This is a genomic window from Stutzerimonas stutzeri RCH2 (assembly GCF_000327065.1).
Classification (GTDB): domain Bacteria; phylum Pseudomonadota; class Gammaproteobacteria; order Pseudomonadales; family Pseudomonadaceae; genus Stutzerimonas; species Stutzerimonas stutzeri_AE.
In genome coordinates this window covers 3,226,121-3,241,561 of sequence record NC_019936.1, presented here as the reverse complement: position 1 = coordinate 3,241,561, position 15,441 = coordinate 3,226,121, and the positions used below count along the sequence as shown (strand labels likewise).

At 59.4% G+C, this 15,441-nt stretch carries 21 protein-coding genes and 1 tRNA gene; 16 read left to right on the top strand and 6 right to left on the bottom strand.

Going from position 1 to position 15,441, the window contains the following annotated elements; genetic code table 11:
• Positions 1-120: 120 nt before the first annotated feature.
• The 14 genes from PSEST_RS14905 (at position 121) to PSEST_RS14845 (ending at position 9,004) form a co-directional block, all read left to right on the top strand.
• Positions 121-336 carry a hypothetical protein gene (locus PSEST_RS14905; RefSeq protein WP_014819553.1) on the top strand — a complete coding sequence of 72 codons (216 nt, stop codon included), beginning with the start codon at positions 121-123 and terminating at the stop codon, positions 334-336.
• Positions 333-476, top strand: coding sequence for a hypothetical protein (locus tag PSEST_RS22325; protein ID WP_015277801.1), 144 nt, complete (start codon positions 333-335; stop codon positions 474-476). The genes PSEST_RS14905 and PSEST_RS22325 overlap by 4 nt, the downstream gene beginning before the upstream one ends.
• A 4-nt stretch (positions 477-480) precedes the next feature.
• A complete protein-coding gene (locus PSEST_RS21865) occupies positions 481-624 on the top strand; it encodes an Arc family DNA-binding protein (protein ID WP_041756723.1) in 144 nt (47 codons plus the stop codon).
• 58 nt (positions 625-682) lie between these two features.
• Positions 683-1,021: a DUF5447 family protein gene (locus PSEST_RS22320; RefSeq protein ID WP_080602182.1), complete on the top strand. Its 339-nt coding sequence runs from the start codon at positions 683-685 to the stop codon at positions 1,019-1,021.
• Between the two features lie 681 nt (positions 1,022-1,702).
• On the top strand, positions 1,703-2,062 hold the full coding sequence (locus PSEST_RS14890; RefSeq protein ID WP_015277799.1) for a hypothetical protein: 360 nt from the start codon (positions 1,703-1,705) through the stop codon (positions 2,060-2,062).
• Positions 2,063-2,077: 15 nt separating this feature from the next.
• Entirely contained in the window at positions 2,078-2,257 is a 180-nt protein-coding gene (locus tag PSEST_RS14885) for a hypothetical protein (RefSeq protein WP_015277798.1), read from the top strand.
• The gene (locus PSEST_RS14880; RefSeq protein ID WP_015277797.1) at positions 2,254-2,469 is read left to right on the top strand and encodes a hypothetical protein; all 216 of its coding nucleotides are present in this window, start codon (positions 2,254-2,256) and stop codon (positions 2,467-2,469) included. The genes PSEST_RS14885 and PSEST_RS14880 overlap by 4 nt, the downstream gene beginning before the upstream one ends.
• A gap of 10 nt (positions 2,470-2,479) precedes the next feature.
• Positions 2,480-2,689, top strand: coding sequence for a major capsid protein (locus tag PSEST_RS14875; protein ID WP_015277796.1), 210 nt, complete (start codon positions 2,480-2,482; stop codon positions 2,687-2,689).
• Positions 2,690-2,839: 150 nt separating this feature from the next.
• Positions 2,840-4,333, top strand: coding sequence for a virulence factor TspB C-terminal domain-related protein (locus tag PSEST_RS22410; protein WP_015277795.1), 1,494 nt, complete (start codon positions 2,840-2,842; stop codon positions 4,331-4,333).
• Positions 4,333-4,659 carry a DUF2523 domain-containing protein gene (locus PSEST_RS14865; protein WP_015277794.1) on the top strand — a complete coding sequence of 109 codons (327 nt, stop codon included), beginning with the start codon at positions 4,333-4,335 and terminating at the stop codon, positions 4,657-4,659. The genes PSEST_RS22410 and PSEST_RS14865 overlap by 1 nt, the downstream gene beginning before the upstream one ends.
• Before the next feature lie 12 nt (positions 4,660-4,671).
• Positions 4,672-5,856: a zonular occludens toxin domain-containing protein gene (locus tag PSEST_RS14860; protein ID WP_015277793.1), complete on the top strand. Its 1,185-nt coding sequence runs from the start codon at positions 4,672-4,674 to the stop codon at positions 5,854-5,856.
• A 147-nt stretch (positions 5,857-6,003) separates the two neighbouring features.
• The gene (locus tag PSEST_RS14855) at positions 6,004-7,281 is read left to right on the top strand and encodes a hypothetical protein (protein ID WP_015277792.1); all 1,278 of its coding nucleotides are present in this window, start codon (positions 6,004-6,006) and stop codon (positions 7,279-7,281) included.
• Positions 7,281-8,270, top strand: coding sequence for a tyrosine-type recombinase/integrase (locus PSEST_RS14850; RefSeq protein ID WP_232422556.1), 990 nt, complete (start codon positions 7,281-7,283; stop codon positions 8,268-8,270). The genes PSEST_RS14855 and PSEST_RS14850 overlap by 1 nt, the downstream gene beginning before the upstream one ends.
• Positions 8,271-8,332: 62 nt before the next feature.
• Entirely contained in the window at positions 8,333-9,004 is a 672-nt protein-coding gene (locus tag PSEST_RS14845; RefSeq protein WP_015277790.1) for a YkgJ family cysteine cluster protein, read from the top strand.
• 95 nt (positions 9,005-9,099) lie between these two features.
• Here the strand turns inward: PSEST_RS14845 and PSEST_RS14840 are convergent.
• The 4 genes from PSEST_RS14840 to metG form a co-directional block, all read right to left on the bottom strand.
• Positions 9,100-9,173 (bottom strand) — tRNA-Gly (locus PSEST_RS14840).
• Positions 9,174-9,253: 80 nt separating this feature from the next.
• Positions 9,254-9,946: a pseudouridine synthase gene (locus PSEST_RS14835; protein ID WP_015277789.1), complete on the bottom strand. Its 693-nt coding sequence runs from the start codon at positions 9,944-9,946 to the stop codon at positions 9,254-9,256.
• Positions 9,936-10,148 (bottom strand): cysteine-rich CWC family protein, encoded by a 213-nt coding sequence (locus PSEST_RS21850; RefSeq protein ID WP_015277788.1) that lies wholly within the window; start codon positions 10,146-10,148, stop codon positions 9,936-9,938. Before PSEST_RS21850 ends, PSEST_RS14835 begins: the two co-directional genes overlap by 11 nt.
• Before the next feature lie 63 nt (positions 10,149-10,211).
• A complete protein-coding gene (metG, locus tag PSEST_RS14830) occupies positions 10,212-12,254 on the bottom strand; it encodes a methionine--tRNA ligase (RefSeq protein ID WP_015277787.1) in 2,043 nt (680 codons plus the stop codon).
• Positions 12,255-12,433: 179 nt separating this feature from the next.
• On the opposite strand from metG, the gene apbC reads away from it, so the two are divergent.
• Positions 12,434-13,528, top strand: coding sequence for an iron-sulfur cluster carrier protein ApbC (apbC, locus tag PSEST_RS14825; protein WP_015277786.1), 1,095 nt, complete (start codon positions 12,434-12,436; stop codon positions 13,526-13,528).
• A 104-nt stretch (positions 13,529-13,632) separates the two neighbouring features.
• Here apbC and PSEST_RS14820 read toward each other — a convergent pair whose 3' ends face one another.
• Positions 13,633-13,842: a cold-shock protein gene (locus PSEST_RS14820; protein ID WP_003282211.1), complete on the bottom strand. Its 210-nt coding sequence runs from the start codon at positions 13,840-13,842 to the stop codon at positions 13,633-13,635.
• A 330-nt stretch (positions 13,843-14,172) separates the two neighbouring features.
• Between PSEST_RS14820 and dcd the strand changes: the two genes are divergently transcribed.
• The gene (gene dcd / locus PSEST_RS14815) at positions 14,173-14,739 is read left to right on the top strand and encodes a dCTP deaminase (RefSeq protein ID WP_003302346.1); all 567 of its coding nucleotides are present in this window, start codon (positions 14,173-14,175) and stop codon (positions 14,737-14,739) included.
• 102 nt (positions 14,740-14,841) lie between these two features.
• Here dcd and PSEST_RS14810 read toward each other — a convergent pair whose 3' ends face one another.
• Entirely contained in the window at positions 14,842-15,438 is a 597-nt protein-coding gene (locus tag PSEST_RS14810) for a cytochrome c3 family protein (RefSeq protein WP_015277785.1), read from the bottom strand.
• Positions 15,439-15,441 lie beyond the last annotated feature (3 nt).

Below are 15,441 nucleotides of genomic sequence, written 5' to 3'. Positions count from 1 at the left end.
TGATCTATATGTGATGTATCCAATTTGGATTAGCAATGGCATTATCCGTTTCGAGGTTATCCGTTATGGATAACGCAGTGCTGAATAACTGGCATTGCCACGAATAGTGACGGAACGAGCATGGAACTGGAAGAGCTAGAACCTTCAAAGCTGATCGCCCCACAGCAGGACGTGGAAACCGTCGAAGCCTGGGCGGAACGTAACGGTCTGACGTGTTCCATGGCCCGCGCCTGGGTCTACCGGGGCGTACTCCCCACCGTAAAGCTCGGCAAGCGCCGCATGATTAACAGCGCGCTGCTGCGTAGCTGGCTGCTGGAACAGGAGTGGACCGCATGAATCCTCCTTTCTATACGCAAGCCGCATTCGCCGCTCTGGCCGGTGTGCCCGTGGATATGGTCGCTGGCTGGGTCAGGACTGGCGCTGTCGAGAGCGTGAAGCTGGGCAAAACCCGTTTGGTGCGTTTTCCGGGGGGGTGAACCAATGAGCCGCACAGACCCGCAATTCAAGCTGCGCATGCCTGCGGCACTCCGCGCCCAGGTCGAACGGTCCGCTTGGGCTGCACGCCGCTCCCTGAACGCCGAAATCGTCATCCGCCTGGAAGCGTCCTTCGCCCAGCACCAATGAACAGGAGCGCTCCGCATGATCCGCGCCGTCTACGGAAAGCCAGGGGAGGGGATGGCCTATGCAGAAGCCGGCCAGCTATCAACGCCTTCCGCACGCCCAGGACTGCGACTGCTCTGTCTGCTGGTCCAGACGCGAAATGGCGAAATCCGATCCCTCCCGGTCCACACCATGCGCCCAATGCCGCCCCGCCTATGCGCGGCCGATTCGCACACTGCAAATGGGGTGCGTTGGTGGAATCTGGAAGCCTCTGCTCTCGGACTGGACAGTGGAACCGGCCTATATCTGCGAGAAGCACACGCCACCCGAGCGCCCCGCGAAGTGGTGGAGCATTATCTACGACTCGGGCAAGCCAACGCCCTACGTGCCGATTCACGAACCGTTCGAGCTGGTGGGGTAGGGCGTAAGCGGATGCAGGTTCGTATCGCGTCGCCTAACTGGCATGAGATCGGGCGGGAGCTGACCGTAGGCGGGGAGCTGTATGGGCACGTTACCTATCGCCGCGACGTTCCTCTGTTCATTCCGTTGGACGGTAGCGAGCCAACGAAACACCGGTCTCTCGTCGAGCTGCGTCGCTATGTCGCTGAGCGTTATCAGGCTGAGCGCGTGGCCGAACAGGTCAGGGGCCGCGCTCCCGGCTCGTCGGATCACGCTTCACCGATCCGGCGAACGGAAGCACGGGCGGAGCGCACCCTTGACCCTGCACGAACTGAAACAGCCTCCGCTCGTGAGTGCGGGAGCGCTTTTCCCTCCCGCGCTCCCGAGCCCTCGGCGGCAAGAGCGGGATGACAAGGGCAGAGCCCTTGGTGTTAAACAGCGTTGCGGATGATTAATTAAATTAATGTTTGCTCAGATGGAAAGTGTCAATTCAGCACTATTCGTCTCATTAAAAAATGAAGTATTGATTGTTTTAATACTTGCTAAATAGTTGTTCCAAGAGCGTTCAAATACAGCTATAGATAACCCGCAAGCCAAGTAACAAGCCGGTCGCAGTGAAATTACTTTTTCACTCGCTCGGGATCGCTCGGCCTGCAGAAAGCAAAGCAGCGCAATTAAGCGCAACTAGAAAGAGGAAACACAAATGGCACGTTCGACTATGGAAGTTGCATTTCTCGGCACTCAACGCTTCGACGGTGAAGCGGGCCAGAAGTACATCAAAGTCTTCTACGGCGACGAGCCGGACGGCAAGACCGAACACGGCCTGTCGATCATCGGCATGGCAGCAGCAGACGAAGTAGCCGACGAGATATTCGCAGCCGGCGCTAAGTTCGAGCCGCTGCAACTGGTGCGCATTCACTTCGAGATTGCCCGGGGTGGCCAGAACAAGGGCAAGAATCTGGCGCTCCAGCTCGAAGCCGTCCAGACCCGCGCCGCAGCCGATACCCCGCGCACCCCAGCTCAACCCCAGGCCAAAGCCGGCGACCCGGCCAAAGCCAACTAACCGGGAGGGGCGGCCATGCTGATTGATGACCGGGTGTACTGCGACTGCTGCGGAAACGACATGGGCAAGCTCATGGCGCTGCCCGCGCCGCAAAGCGACCTGCTGCCCGACCTCAGCCTGCCGCCCCATTTCGCCGTCTGCCCCGACTGCGAACCCTCCGAACAACCCGCCGACCTCGAGCAGGCCGGCGAATGAATTTCCTCGCCTGTGACGGTGACTGGCTGCAAGGCGCCGACGGCTCGCCCATCTGCTCCGGCTCGCTGGTCGCCCTCACGGTCGAGGAAATGCAAAGCCTCTACGGCTCTGCACTGACCTGGGACCAAGTCTCCGAGCTGCAAGGCGAAGCGATTGTTCTGTTCGCCACCGTGTTCGGCTTCCTGGTCCTCAAAAAAGCCCTGAAACAGTGAGGTATCACCCATGCAACTGAACAAGCAATTCATCAAGAAAATCGGCGTTGGCGCTGCTGTCGCGCTGTCCACCCTGGCCGGCTCCGTCTACGCCGCCGTCCCGGCTGAAGCTACCGCGGCGCTGGATACCGCCGGCACTGACGTTGGAACCATCGGCTGGGCGGTGTTCGCGGTGATCATCGCCGCGATGGCGTTCAAGTACATGCGCCGCGCCCTGTAACCAAGGTATTGCGCACTGCATGTGCCGAAGCAAACAAACCCCGCTCCGGCGGGGTTTTCTCTTCCAGGGAAACGCCATGAGCTACGAACTGTACGTCCTGATCCTCACCACCCTGGCGTTTTATCTCGTGTTTTTTGGGCGGGTGTGATTATGAAAAGGATTTTTGGGGCTTTTTTGGCTTTGCTGCTCTGGCACTTGCCCGCTAGCGCCGAAGATTATTATTGGACCATTCAATTTCCGGACCCGCTAATAAGATATTCCAGCGGTGTCGCCGCCTGTAATGCAAACCATGCCTACTACAAGCAATTAAACTCCGGGCAATATGTTTCGTTTGAGCAGGAGATTGAAAAAGGTACAGCGTCTTTTACCTGTCGTACATATGGATTAAATATCAATCCCTATTCCGGGAAGCTTGAGCGTTACGGTTCTTGGTACAACGCAGCAGCTAGACGCGGCGATTCTTGCGCTCCTGATTCCACTTACGACCCTTCGACTGGCGAGTGTGTCGCCCCTGAACCCGACCAGTGCGCCACCGCAACCGGCGAGTTCGTCCACGAGTACAACGCCGGCTCCCTGGACCCGTCCGTGCCGCCTTCTCTGCCGCCGTCCTCGATCTGCGAAAGCGGCTGCCTCTACAGCCGCACCGCCACGGTCAAAGGCTGCAATCGCTTTCTGGAAGACACCACCGGCAAGGACCTGAACTCCGTTTATTGCAAGGTTTTTTACCAGGGCGCCGGCTCGCAATGCACTTCAAACAACCCACCTCCCGGCAGTGTCTTTGATCAGCCACCGTCCAAGCCCCCGGCCGACAGCACACCGCAGTTCACCAGCGAAAGCCAATGCGGTGACTGGGTCACCAATCCGGACGGCTCCCAATCGCGCAACTGCACCAGTAGCGAAAAGCTGAAAGAACCCGGCCAGCTCAATTGCGACAACGCCGGGGATTACCTGCACTGCACCACTGGCAAGCCTGCGCCACGGCTTGAGGACACCACGAAAACCGAAGAAACCACCAAGACCACCAACCCGGACGGCTCCACCAAGACGGAAACCAACACCACCACCGACAAGACCGTCTGCGTTGGCACCAAGCCCTGTACCTCCACCACGGCCGAAGAAAAAGCCACCTCTGGCACCAACCCTGATGGCACCCCGGGCGATGAGAGCAAGGAATGCAAAGGGTCTGGTTGTAAGGAAAGCCAGGAAGGTGAAGGCGAAGGCGAAGAAGGCCCGGAGCGTTTGGCCTCGGCCGGCTCCTGCGATGCGGCGTTCTCGTGCAGTGGTGACCCGATTGATTGCGAAGTCCTGCGGCAGCAGAAGGAACAGCTGTGCCTCGCTGAGGAAATGGCCGATTTCCCCAAACAGCAGTCCGCCATCGAGGCGGCTGTTACCGGTGACCGATTCCAGCTGGATGAAGGTAACGGCGTCATCGACGTGCCTTCGTTCATCAACCAGGGCACCCGCTTTCTGCCGTCTGCCTGTCCCGCCGCCGAGAGCTTCAGCCTGACCACAGCAGGCGGTCGCACTTTCCAGCTCAGCTACGAACCGCTATGCCGCGCCGCCAGTGACCTGAGCGGCCTCTTCGTGGCCGTGGCCACCGTTCTTGCCGCCCTGTATGTGGGCCGCGCCGTAGGAGGTCAATGATGCAGTTTCTATTCATCGTCCAGATGCTCGTGATCATCGTCGGGCCGCTGGTGAAGATGGTGCTGAAGATGATCGGTTTCGGCTTCGTCTCCTACATGGGCTTCAACCTCATCATTGGCCAGGCGCAGGACTACCTGTTCGGGCTGATGGGCGATGTCGGGCCGGTCATCCAAGGGATTCTCGGACTGGCGAAGTTCGATGTGGTGGTGAACCTGTATTTCGCCGCGATCTCCACGCGCTTCATCCTCGCCGGCATCGACAAGGCCACCGACCGCAAACGTAATCAGGTCTGGCATAAGCCGGGCGGCACCTCTATCGACGCATAAGGAGGCGCCGTCATGCTCGTTATCCGCACCGGCAAGCCCGGCCATGGCAAGACCCTGAACACCATCCGCGAGGTCGACCAGAAGGCCCACGCCGAAGGCCGCGTCGTCTACTTCCACAACATCAACGGTCTCAAGCCCGATCAGCTGCAAGCGCAGTGGTTCGAGTTCGAAGATCCTGAAAAATGGTTTGAGCTGCCCAATGACTCGATCATCGTCGTCGACGAAGCGCAGGGCTGGTTCGGCTCACGCGATCCCAGGGCGCGGCCACCGGAGCACATCACCCGCTTCGAGACCATGCGCCACCAGGGCCATGAGGTGCACCTCGTCACTCAGGACCCGCGCTATCTCGATGTGCACCTTCGTCGGCTGTGCAACACGCACATCCACTACTGGCGCGTCTTCAAGTCCGCCCAGCTACTGCGCTTCGAATCTGAAGTCGTCGTAGAGAAGGTTGAGCTGAAAACCAGTTTCAAGGATGCCGACAAGAAGTCGCTGCGGCTGGATAAGCGCTACTTCGGTGCCTACACCAGCAGCAACGCCAAGCACCACTTTCAGGCCAAGGTGCCGACCAAGTTCGTCTTGGCCATCTGCGTGCTGGTCGGTGCCGGCATCCTCGTTTATCGCGCCTATGAACGCTATGCAGCCGAAAAAGCTCAAGCCGCGACGGCTACCAGCGCGCCGGCCGGCAGCATGGTCGATCAGGTACGCGATACGGTCGGGGCGTTCATCAAGCCGGTGGGCGAAGCGAAGACCGATGCGCCTGAAAGCGTCGCCAGCTACATCGGACGGCGCGTGCCTCGAATACCACAGGTCCCATCGTCGGCGCCGATCTACGACGAGCTGACGCGGCCCGTGTCGTTTCCCAGGCTCTACTGCATGTCCAGCACCGACCCTGCGACCTATGCCCGCGAGTTCGGGCGAATGGCGCATGCCGTAGTCAACGGCACACCCACCGTCTGCCAGTGCTACACGCAGCAGAGCACGCGGGTCGAAACCGACTTCGCCTTCTGCATGCGCGTGGTCGAAAACGGCTTCTTCGATCCGACCCTTCCTGATCGCTCCACCGGCGAGCGAACCCAGCAAGTCCAGAACAACCAGTCTCCGGCAATGCATGAGCCGCGCCCTGGAGCAGCGCAACCCGCTGGTGGCGCGAACATGACCGTCGTGCCGTACCAGAAGGGGCAATTCCTGTGGTGATGACCGTCAGCGCGCGTGCGCTCCGCGCTCTTTGCACGCGCGGCGAGGCACGAGCCGGCGTGCAAACGCGCGCGCTGACGTCCCTGTAACACGTCAGATAAACCCAACTGAACAGTGTCAATTCGTTGCAATTTGGAGCAGAAGAAGATGAGCGTTAAAGACCAAATTCGTGTTGATCAGAACTTTCAGGAAACCCCAGCCGGGCGACTGTTCTTCGATAGCCATTCGGCCAAGCTGACTGACCTGTCGGGCGTTCGCTTGCTGCGTTGCGGCGTCGATACGGTCCGCCAGCTGTATCGCGGGCTGATCCGTCCGGAGATCATGGCGCTGTTCGAGAAACCGGGCGTCATGGTCGAATTCGCTGGAGAGTTCTGGCACGCGGGACGGGTAGGGCGGGACTCGGGTTACCAGTACAAGCTGCAGAACGCCGACCTTGGCTTCATTCTGCTGATCAAGAACTTCAACGCCAAGCTGGAGAACATCGGGCCGCACCTGAAAATCGAGGTGTCGCCGCACGCCATCGACGCTCTGTCGCCTGAGCGCCTGCAAGAGCGCATGGACTACTACGCCGCAGCCGTGATGACGCACCGCGAACGAAACCAGTGCGCTGTCCATCTGGCGTTGGATCTCCAGGGCTGGAAGCCTCCGGTGGATCTGGTGGCACGCCTGCACTGTCGTGCGCGGACGCACCGGGATATCTCGGGGATCAACGAGATCAACTGGGCGACCAAGTCCAGCGTCTACGGTCGTGGCGAAACGTCCATGTTCGGCTCAGCCGGTGGCGTTCAGCTCTGCATCTACAACAAAACCGAACAGGCCCGCGCAACCGATAAGCTCGACTTCTGGGAAAGCGTCTGGCGTCGCCGGGATTCGTTCGATACGGCCGATCCTGATAACTACGATCCCGAGGCGGACGTGTGGCGGGTCGAGCTGCGCTATCACCATTCGGTCATCCAGCAGTTCGCCAGCGGGTCGATCAGTGCCAAGACCGGCGAGGCCATTGAAACGGATTCGTTTGCGGCGTTCTCCGCCCATTTGGACGGCCTGTGGCGCTACGGGCTGTGCCAGTTCAAGTTGCTGCATCGCCCAGGGCAATACGAACCGATCTGGACGCTGATGCGTGATGACGTGCGGGTCGACGTGGCGGTCGATTCCCTGGTCGATGAAACGGAATACAAGCGCTACTACAAGACCTCACGGGGCTTCTCGGGCAAGAACGTGGAGCTATTCCTGGGAAACTTCGTAAGCCTGCTGGCACGGGAGCGAGTGGGCGCTAAAACCGCATTTGATCGACTGAAGGAGTGGGAATGCTGGCCGGTCATTCGTGACCACTACGCCGCCAAGGACATGAGCGAGCGTGATCTGTACAAGCACATCAAGACGTTGCTTCAAGAACGCCACGTTCGATGGGGCAGAGCGGTCTGATGGCGATTCAGCAGCTCTCAGATGGTCGCTGGCGGGTCGATGTTGAGCCGGTCAAAGGCAAGCGCTTCCGCAAGACGCTGAAGACCAAGGCCGAGGCAATGCGCTTCGAGGCGACCTGTCGCGCCAAGTGCAGCGAATCGAACGATTGGGCACCGCGGCCAAAGGACAAGCGCAGGCTGTCAGAGCTGGTCGAGCTATGGTTCGACCTTCACGGCGTCTCGCTCTCCGATGGCGTTCGTCGTGTGGCGATCCTGCGAGCGTGTGCAAAGGCGATGGGCGATCCGATAGCTCGTATGGTGGATGGCGCGAAGATCGCCGCCACACGCGCGCGTTGGATGTTAGCTGGCGTCACCGGCAAGACGGCGAACAATCGCCTTGGCTACCTGAAAGCCGTTTACAACGAGCTGCATAAACTCGACGTGATCGACTATCCCTGTCCTTTCACCCGTATTCGTCCGGTTCGGTTGCAGGAGCGCCCCTTGGCCTACCTGACCAAGCCGCAGATCTCCGAGCTGCTCGATGCACTCCAGGCGCGGACCACGTCTCCGCACCCGGCGATGGTGGCGCGTATCTGCTTGGCGACCGGGGCGAGGTGGGGTGAGGCTCAAGCGCTGCGACTGGAGCGGATCAGAGGCAACGCCTTGGTGTTCGCCAATACGAAGTCGAAACGGGTGCGGATGGTCCCGGTTACGCCCGAGCTGGCGGCGGCGATCAAGAAGCACTGGCAAACCTACGGGCCGTTCACCAACTGCATTGGCGTGTTTCGGCTGGTCCTGCTCTCGACCTCGATCAAGCCACCACGCGGACAGGCAAGCCACATCCTGCGCCACACCTTCGCGGCTCACTTCATCATGGGCGGTGGCCATATCGTGACGCTGAAGGAGATCCTGGGCCATGCGTCGCTGAACATGACAATGCGCTATGCACACCTTGCGCCTGAGCATTTGAGCGACGCCATTAGGCTGAGCCCCTTGGGTGGGTTGCAGTAATGGCGTTTCGCTTTACCTTATCCGCTGTTGGTCAGGTTCGATCATTAACGAAAGGGAAATTTATGAACGAGATGCAAAGGGCCATGCTTTTTCAAAAGTACGAAAAAGCAACGCTCAAGAAATACAAGAAGAAGCTTCGCGAGAACGGGAGCCTTATCTTTGCCGTAAATTTGGTGGCGACTCTACATCGTGATGCGGAAGACGCTGTCGATGACGTCAAGAGGCAGGGAGTAAGGTTCGCTTGCGGCAAGGGATGCAACCACTGTTGCTCTACCAGGGTGGAGGTTTTGCCGGCTGAAGCTTTTTATATTGCGAAGAAATTGAAAGAAAACAAGCCTGACGATTTGCCGCAGCTAATTGAGGCGCTTGAGCATCATGCGGTAAAGGCCTACGGGGTGCGGATGGAGGATTACAAAATCCCATGTCCGTTGCTGAAGGATGGCATTTGCTCAATTTACAGTTACCGACCGTTCATGTGTCGCAAGTTCAACTCGATAGATATTGAGCCATGTAAAGAACACCTCGCATCAATTCCCGAGGCTGACGCCCTAGTGACGATGACTGCGGCTATCGGCCATAGTGTCGGGTTGGCGTACGAAGGTAAGGGTCTTTCATCCATTCCGCACGAGTTCGGGCAGGCATTGCTTGTGGCATTGACGGATGAGGGCGCGCTCAGTGCTTGGTCGCAGGGGCAGGAAGTCTTTCCCAGAATTCCTGAAATGGTTGCGTCTTAAGGCAGGGTTGTATGCTGCTTTCGACACTTTTTCGACACCACCAAAAGCCAGAAACGAAAAAGCCCTGTAAAAACAGGGCCTTAACGATAGGTGTCTGGAGCGGGCGAAGGGAATCGAACCCTCGTCATGAGCTTGGGAAGCTCAGGTAATGCCATTATACGACGCCCGCTCAGGGGTGCCTTTGTACCAGAAGGTTTGGGTGAAATGAAGGGCGACCCCGGGTTTTTCTGGCTGGCAGGCGAAAACGGCCTAGATTTGCGCGATCTCGTGGTCAGTCAGCGATCGATACCGGCCCGGCTCAAGTGCTGGGTCCAGCATCAGAGGGCCCATGCTTTCGCGGTGCAGGGCGGTAACCTTGTTGTTGAAGTGGCCAAACATGCGCTTGACCTGATGGTAGCGGCCCTCGTGCAGGGTGAGGCGGGCCTTGTCTGAAGCGAGTATCACGAGTTCGGCGGGAAGGGTGGTGAGGTTTTCGAAACGGAAGTACATGCCTCGGGCAAAAACGTCGACGCACGCTGGGTCAATTTCGTTTTCGGTTTCAACCAGGTAGACCTTGCCCTGCAGGCTGGTTGGTTGAGTCAGGCGGCGGGACCACTGACCGTCGTTGGTGAGCAGCATAAGGCCGGTGGTATTGAAGTCGAGACGGCCGGCGATGTGCAGGTCCTGCTTGTCCGGTTCGTCGATCAGGTCCAGCACGGTGCGATGCGCCGTATCCTGGGTAGCGCTGACGCAGCCTGCCGGCTTATGCAGCATCAGGTAACGGGCCGCCTTTCCGGCCTGCAGCGATTCTCCCTCCAGCTCGATGCGATCAAAGACACGAATTTCCTGGTCCATGGCCTGGCTGACTTTGCCGTTGACCATCACTCGGCCGTCGGCCACTAGGCGCCGGACATCCTGACGGCTTAAGCGCGCGCGGTTGCCGAGGTAGCGGTCAAGGCGCATCGGGGTTTGCGGTTTCGCCGCGGGCGCAGCGGGGGCAGATGCAGGCGCGGTTCCGCAGGGCTGCAGGAATGCGCTCAAGTGCATCGTCGGCAATATCTGCGCTGAAGCACCAGCACGGCTGAGCCGCGGTCGGGTTGCATTCGCCGCACTGGTTGGGCTGGCCGCAGAGTGGGCAGCGGGAAGAATCTACAGGCTCGCTCATGGCGTTTCCGTTAAGCGTCGGGCTATTGCGTGCCGGTCGCGAGGCCGGCACGCAATAGCCGGTTTACATGACGCGTTGGCCCGGCTTGGCGCCGTTATCGGGGCTCAGCAGGTAGATCTCGCTGCCGCCAGGGCCCGCCGCCAGGACCATGCCTTCGGACATGCCGAACTTCATCTTGCGTGGCGCCAGGTTGGCAACGTAGAGAGTCAGACGACCTTCCAATTTGCCCGGATCTGGATAGGCGCTCTTGATGCCAGAGAACACGTTGCGCTTGGCATCACCGATGTCCAGCGTCAGGCGTAGCAGCTTGTCGGCGCCTTCGACGAACTCGGCCTTTTCGATCAGGGCAATACGCAGATCGACCGCGGCGAACGCATCGAAGTTGATTTCCGTGGCGATCGGTTGCTTGGTTAGTTCGCCATTGCCTGCCGGGGCAGCTGAGGCTTCGCTGGAGGCGAGGTCTTCTTTGGAAGCTTCGATCATGGCTTCGATCTTCGCCGGCTCGATACGAGTCATCAGTGGGGTGAAGGCGTTGAGTTGGTGATTGGCCAGCAGCGTTGCGTGATCGTTCCAGCGCAGCGGCTTAACATTGAGGAACTGCTCGGCAGCGGCGGCAAGGTTCGGTAGCACCGGCTTGAGGAAGATAACCAGCTGGCGGAACAGGTTGACACCGAAGGCGCAGATTTCCTGCACCTCGGCCTGCTTGCCTTCGACCTTGTTTAGAGCCCAGGGCGCCTTGTCGGCGATCCAGGCGTTGGCACGGTCAGCGAGCGCCATGATTTCGCGCATGGCGCGGGCGAAGTCGCGTGCTTCATAGGCCTCGGCGATACCTGGTGCAGCTTCCTGGAAGGCGGCCCAGAGTTCGGGCTCAGGGTTGGCATCGACCATCACTCCGCCATTACCCTTGTGGATGAAGCCCGCGCAGCGGCTGGCGATGTTGACCACCTTGCCGACCAGGTCGGAATTGACCTTCTGCACGAAGTCCTCGAGATTCAGGTCGAGATCGTCGACGCCACGGCCGAGCTTGGACGCATAGTAGTAGCGCAGGTACTCGGGATTGAGATGGTCGAGGTAGGTGCGCGCCTTGATGAAGGTGCCACGGGACTTGGACATCTTCTGCCCATTCACGGTCAGGTAGCCGTGGACATTGACGGCGGTGGGCTTGCGGAAACCGGCGCCTTCGAGCATGGCGGGCCAGAACAGGGTGTGGAAGTTGATGATGTCCTTGCCGATGAAGTGGTACAGCTCGGCAGTCGAGTCCTTGCTCCAGAAGGTGTCGAAGCTCAGCTCGGGGCGGCGCTTGCACAGGTTCTCGAAGCTGGCCATGTAGCCGATCGGCGCGTCCAGCCAGACGTAGAAGTATTTGCCTGGCTCACCCGGAATCTCAAAGCCGAAATAAGGCGCGTCGCGGGAGATATCCCATTCTTGCAGCCCGCCGTCGAGCCATTCGGCGATCTTGTTGGCAACCGACTCCTGCAGCGCGCCGCCGCGGGTCCATTGCTTGAGCATGGCCTCGAAGTCCGGCAGCTTGAAGAAGAAGTGCTTGGAGTCCTTGAGCACCGGCGTGGCGCCGGAAATCGCCGAGCGCGGATGTTTCAGCTCGGTCGGCTCGTAGGTCGCGCCGCATTTCTCGCAGTTGTCGCCGTACTGGTCCTCGGCCGCGCACTTCGGGCAGGTGCCCTTGATGAAACGGTCGGCGAGGAACATGCCTTTCTCGGGGTCGAAATACTGGGTCACCGAGCGGGTGGCGATGTGGCCAACGTCGCGCAGGCGGGTATAGATCAGCTCGGCCAGCTCGCGGTTTTCTTCCGAATGGGTGGAGTGGAAGTTGTCGAAATCCACCAGGAAGTCGGCAAAGTCGCCACTGTGTTCGGCCTGCACGTTGGCGATCAGTTGTTCGGGCGTTATGCCTTCCTTTTCAGCGCGCAGCATGATCGCCGAGCCATGTGCGTCGTCGGCGCAGACGTAGATGCACTGGTTGCCGCGCAGCTTCTGGAAGCGCACCCACATGTCGGTCTGGATGTACTCGAGCATGTGGCCGAGGTGGATCGAACCGTTGGCGTAGGGCAGGGCGCTGGTAACGAGAATCTGGCGAGCTTCGGACATGGGAATCTGCAGTCGGAATTGCGAAGGAAAGTCTGCAACTATAAAGGTCCGGCGCGCATTTTTCATCCGCGCTGCCCGATCGCCCCGCTATAGCAGTGTCGTCCGGTCGTCGGTGGGCTCGGAACTCGCGGGCGGGGTAAGATGCCTGTCTGATTTGCTCGGTCTTTCTAGGAGTAACCATGTCCGTCACCCGTGAAGCTGTGGAAACCGTACTGCGTCAGTACACCGATCCCCATTTGAATCAGGATCCGGTAAGCGCCGGTTGCGTGCGTTCAATTGACGTACAGGGTGATCGGGTCAGCGTGCAGCTGGAGTTGGGTTATGCCGCTGGGTTGTTTCGCAGCGGCTGGGCGCAGCTGTTGGCGATGGCAATCGAGCAGCTGGAAGGTGTAAGCCGCGCGGATGTACAGGTCGACTGCGTAGTCCGAGCGCACAAAGCGCAGGATCAGGTGCCCGCGTTGGCGAATGTGAAGAACATCATCGCAGTGGCATCGGGTAAGGGTGGCGTCGGCAAATCCACCACGGCGGCCAATCTTGCTTTGGCGCTGGCGCGGGAAGGTGCGCGGGTGGGGGTGCTGGACGCCGATATCTATGGCCCGAGCCAGGGCATCATGTTTGGCATTGCCGAGGGCACTCGCCCAGAGATTCGCGATGGCAAGGCATTCATTCCGCTGGAAGCCCATGGCGTGCAGGTCATGTCGATGGCGTTCCTGTCTGACGACAAGACTCCGATGGTCTGGCGCGGACCGATGGTGTCCGGGGCGCTGCTGCAGTTGATTACCCAGACTGCCTGGAACGATCTCGATTACCTGGTGGTGGACATGCCGCCGGGAACGGGCGACATCCAGCTGACGCTGGCGCAGAAGGTCCCGGTGGCCGGTGCGGTGATCGTAACCACGCCGCAGGATCTAGCGCTGCTCGACGCGAAGAAGGGCGTAGAGATGTTCCGCAAGGTGAACATTCCGGTGCTTGGTGTGGTGGAGAACATGGCCATCCATATCTGCTCCAATTGCGGCCATGCGGAGCATCTGTTCGGCGAGGGTGGTGGTGAGAAGCTGGCAGCGCAGTACAACGTCGATCTGCTGGCATCGCTGCCGCTGTCGATGGCGATCCGCAGCCAGGCGGATGCAGGCAAACCGACGGTGATCGCCGACCCGGAAAGCCAGATCGCGATGATCTACCAGGAAGTGGCGCGTACCGTCGGTGCTCGGATTGCGCAGAGCGGGCAGATCATCGCCCAGTCGATGCCAAAGATCGTGATTTCCGAGGACTGAACAGTAGCGGCGGTGGCGCCAAGCGTCACCGCCTGCGTCCGGGTGATAAATCGCAGGAATAAAAAAGCCCCGCCGAAGCGGGGCTTTTTCAGAGAAGACTCAGGTTAGATAACCTGAACTTCCTCAGCTTGCATGCCCTTCTGGCCGCGGGTAGCGACGAAGGAAACTTGCTGGCCTTCTTTCAGGCTCTTGAAACCGTCGCCCTGGATGGCGCGGAAGTGTACGAAGAGGTCGTCACCGGATTGCGGAGTGATGAAGCCGAAGCCTTTCTCATCGTTGAACCACTTAACGGTACCGGTTTGGCGATTGGACATTTGATGTCTCCTTGAACCAAGTTTTTGAAAATAAAGTGCGGACTGAAAGGGTCCGAACATCACTGTGTGCAAGGAGATAGGAGTCGTATCGATATTTGGATCGAAATCTAAACATGTAGCGATTCACGGTGACACATGCAGCAGCAGCCCAGTAACAATACCTTTTTTCTGGAGCAAAGCGAGCTTTATTTTGAATTTCTTCGCCAAGCGGCGTTGCCCGGGTGTGACGAGCTCTACGCTGCGCATGGTGGCTATGCTTTAACACGCGCACGAGGCTCGGTAAGATGCGCGTCTTCGCACGCCCAACTTCAGCTATTCAGGACGCCAGCCATGAGCATCAAATCGGACAAGTGGATTCGCCGCATGGCCCAGGAACACGGCATGATCGAGCCCTTCGTCGAGCGCCAGGTGCGCACCGAAGGCAATGATCGGCTGATTTCCTACGGTGTCTCGAGCTACGGCTACGATGTGCGCTGCGCCGATGAATTCAAGGTGTTCACCAACATCAACTCAGCGACGGTCGACCCGAAGAACTTCGACGAGAAAAGCTTCGTCGACATCAAGAGCGACGTCTGCATCATTCCGCCGAACTCCTTCGCCTTGGCGCGTACCGTCGAGTACTTCCGCATTCCGCGCAATGTGCTGACCATCTGCCTTGGCAAGAGCACCTACGCGCGCTGCGGCATCATCGTCAACGTCACGCCGCTGGAGCCTGAGTGGGAAGGGCACGTGACGCTGGAATTTTCCAACACCACCACGCTGCCGGCGAAGATCTATGCGAACGAAGGCGTGGCGCAGATGCTGTTTCTTGAATCTGACGAAGAGTGTGAAGTGTCCTACCGCGATCGCGGCGGCAAATACCAGGGCCAGCGCGGCGTGACGCTGCCCAAGGCCTGATTACGCTACGCATGAAAAAGCCCTGGCCATCGGTCAGGGCTTTTTTGTTGCTGCTCTGGAAAAGACGCCACGCCGCGAGGCGGCGTGGCACCTATCTCGCTATCACCAGCCCGGCACTCCCCGCATATCGGGCAGCTTGTGCGCGATGCCCTTGTGGCAATCGATGCAGGTCGCTTCGCCATTGGCCAGGGCGGTGGAGTGGAACTCCGATGCCCGCTTGCCTTGCCGGGTGAAGTCCATGAAGCCGAAGTCATGGCAGTTGCGGCATTCCAGCGAATCGTTGGCCTTCAGGCGCGCCCACTCGTGCTCTGCCAGCTCCCGACGCTTGTCGAGGAATTTCTCGCGCGTGTTGATGGTGCCGAAAATCGTGCCCCAGACCTCCTTGGAGGCCTGCATCTTGCGCGCGATCTTGTCGGTCCACTTGTGCGGTACGTGGCAGTCCGGACAGGTTGCCCGTACGCCCGAGCGGTTGCTGTAGTGAATGGTGTCCTTGATCTCCATGTACACGTTGTCTTCCATCTCGTGACAAGAAATGCAGAAGGCCTCCGTGTTAGTGGCTTCCAGCGCGGTGTTGAAACCGCCCCAGAAGATGATCCCGGCGATGAAACCACCGAGCGTCAGCGCGCCCAGGCTGTAATGGACGCTGGGTCGGCGTAGAACGCCCCAGTAGCGTTTGAAAAACGACTTGATCGACTTCATCCA

Bases quoted from the DNA above. Each gene is read 5' to 3' on its own strand.
- PSEST_RS14905 (WP_014819553.1), top strand. From the start codon at position 121: ATGGAACTGGAAGAGCTAGAACCTTCAAAGCTGATCGCCCCACAGCAG.
- PSEST_RS22325 (WP_015277801.1), top strand. From the start codon at position 333: ATGAATCCTCCTTTCTATACGCAAGCCGCATTCGCCGCTCTGGCCGGT.
- PSEST_RS21865 (WP_041756723.1), top strand. From the start codon at position 481: ATGAGCCGCACAGACCCGCAATTCAAGCTGCGCATGCCTGCGGCACTC.
- PSEST_RS22320 (WP_080602182.1), top strand. From the start codon at position 683: ATGCAGAAGCCGGCCAGCTATCAACGCCTTCCGCACGCCCAGGACTGC.
- PSEST_RS14890 (WP_015277799.1), top strand. From the start codon at position 1,703: ATGGCACGTTCGACTATGGAAGTTGCATTTCTCGGCACTCAACGCTTC.
- PSEST_RS14885 (WP_015277798.1), top strand. From the start codon at position 2,078: ATGCTGATTGATGACCGGGTGTACTGCGACTGCTGCGGAAACGACATG.
- PSEST_RS14880 (WP_015277797.1), top strand. From the start codon at position 2,254: ATGAATTTCCTCGCCTGTGACGGTGACTGGCTGCAAGGCGCCGACGGC.
- PSEST_RS14875 (WP_015277796.1), top strand. From the start codon at position 2,480: ATGCAACTGAACAAGCAATTCATCAAGAAAATCGGCGTTGGCGCTGCT.
- PSEST_RS22410 (WP_015277795.1), top strand. From the start codon at position 2,840: ATGAAAAGGATTTTTGGGGCTTTTTTGGCTTTGCTGCTCTGGCACTTG.
- PSEST_RS14865 (WP_015277794.1), top strand. From the start codon at position 4,333: ATGCAGTTTCTATTCATCGTCCAGATGCTCGTGATCATCGTCGGGCCG.
- PSEST_RS14860 (WP_015277793.1), top strand. From the start codon at position 4,672: ATGCTCGTTATCCGCACCGGCAAGCCCGGCCATGGCAAGACCCTGAAC.
- PSEST_RS14855 (WP_015277792.1), top strand. From the start codon at position 6,004: ATGAGCGTTAAAGACCAAATTCGTGTTGATCAGAACTTTCAGGAAACC.
- PSEST_RS14850 (WP_232422556.1), top strand. From the start codon at position 7,281: ATGGCGATTCAGCAGCTCTCAGATGGTCGCTGGCGGGTCGATGTTGAG.
- PSEST_RS14845 (WP_015277790.1), top strand. From the start codon at position 8,333: ATGAACGAGATGCAAAGGGCCATGCTTTTTCAAAAGTACGAAAAAGCA.
- PSEST_RS14835 (WP_015277789.1), bottom strand. From the start codon at position 9,946: ATGCGCCTTGACCGCTACCTCGGCAACCGCGCGCGCTTAAGCCGTCAG.
- PSEST_RS21850 (WP_015277788.1), bottom strand. From the start codon at position 10,148: ATGAGCGAGCCTGTAGATTCTTCCCGCTGCCCACTCTGCGGCCAGCCC.
- metG (WP_015277787.1), bottom strand. From the start codon at position 12,254: ATGTCCGAAGCTCGCCAGATTCTCGTTACCAGCGCCCTGCCCTACGCC.
- apbC (WP_015277786.1), top strand. From the start codon at position 12,434: ATGTCCGTCACCCGTGAAGCTGTGGAAACCGTACTGCGTCAGTACACC.
- PSEST_RS14820 (WP_003282211.1), bottom strand. From the start codon at position 13,842: ATGTCCAATCGCCAAACCGGTACCGTTAAGTGGTTCAACGATGAGAAA.
- dcd (WP_003302346.1), top strand. From the start codon at position 14,173: ATGAGCATCAAATCGGACAAGTGGATTCGCCGCATGGCCCAGGAACAC.
- PSEST_RS14810 (WP_015277785.1), bottom strand. From the start codon at position 15,438: ATGAAGTCGATCAAGTCGTTTTTCAAACGCTACTGGGGCGTTCTACGC.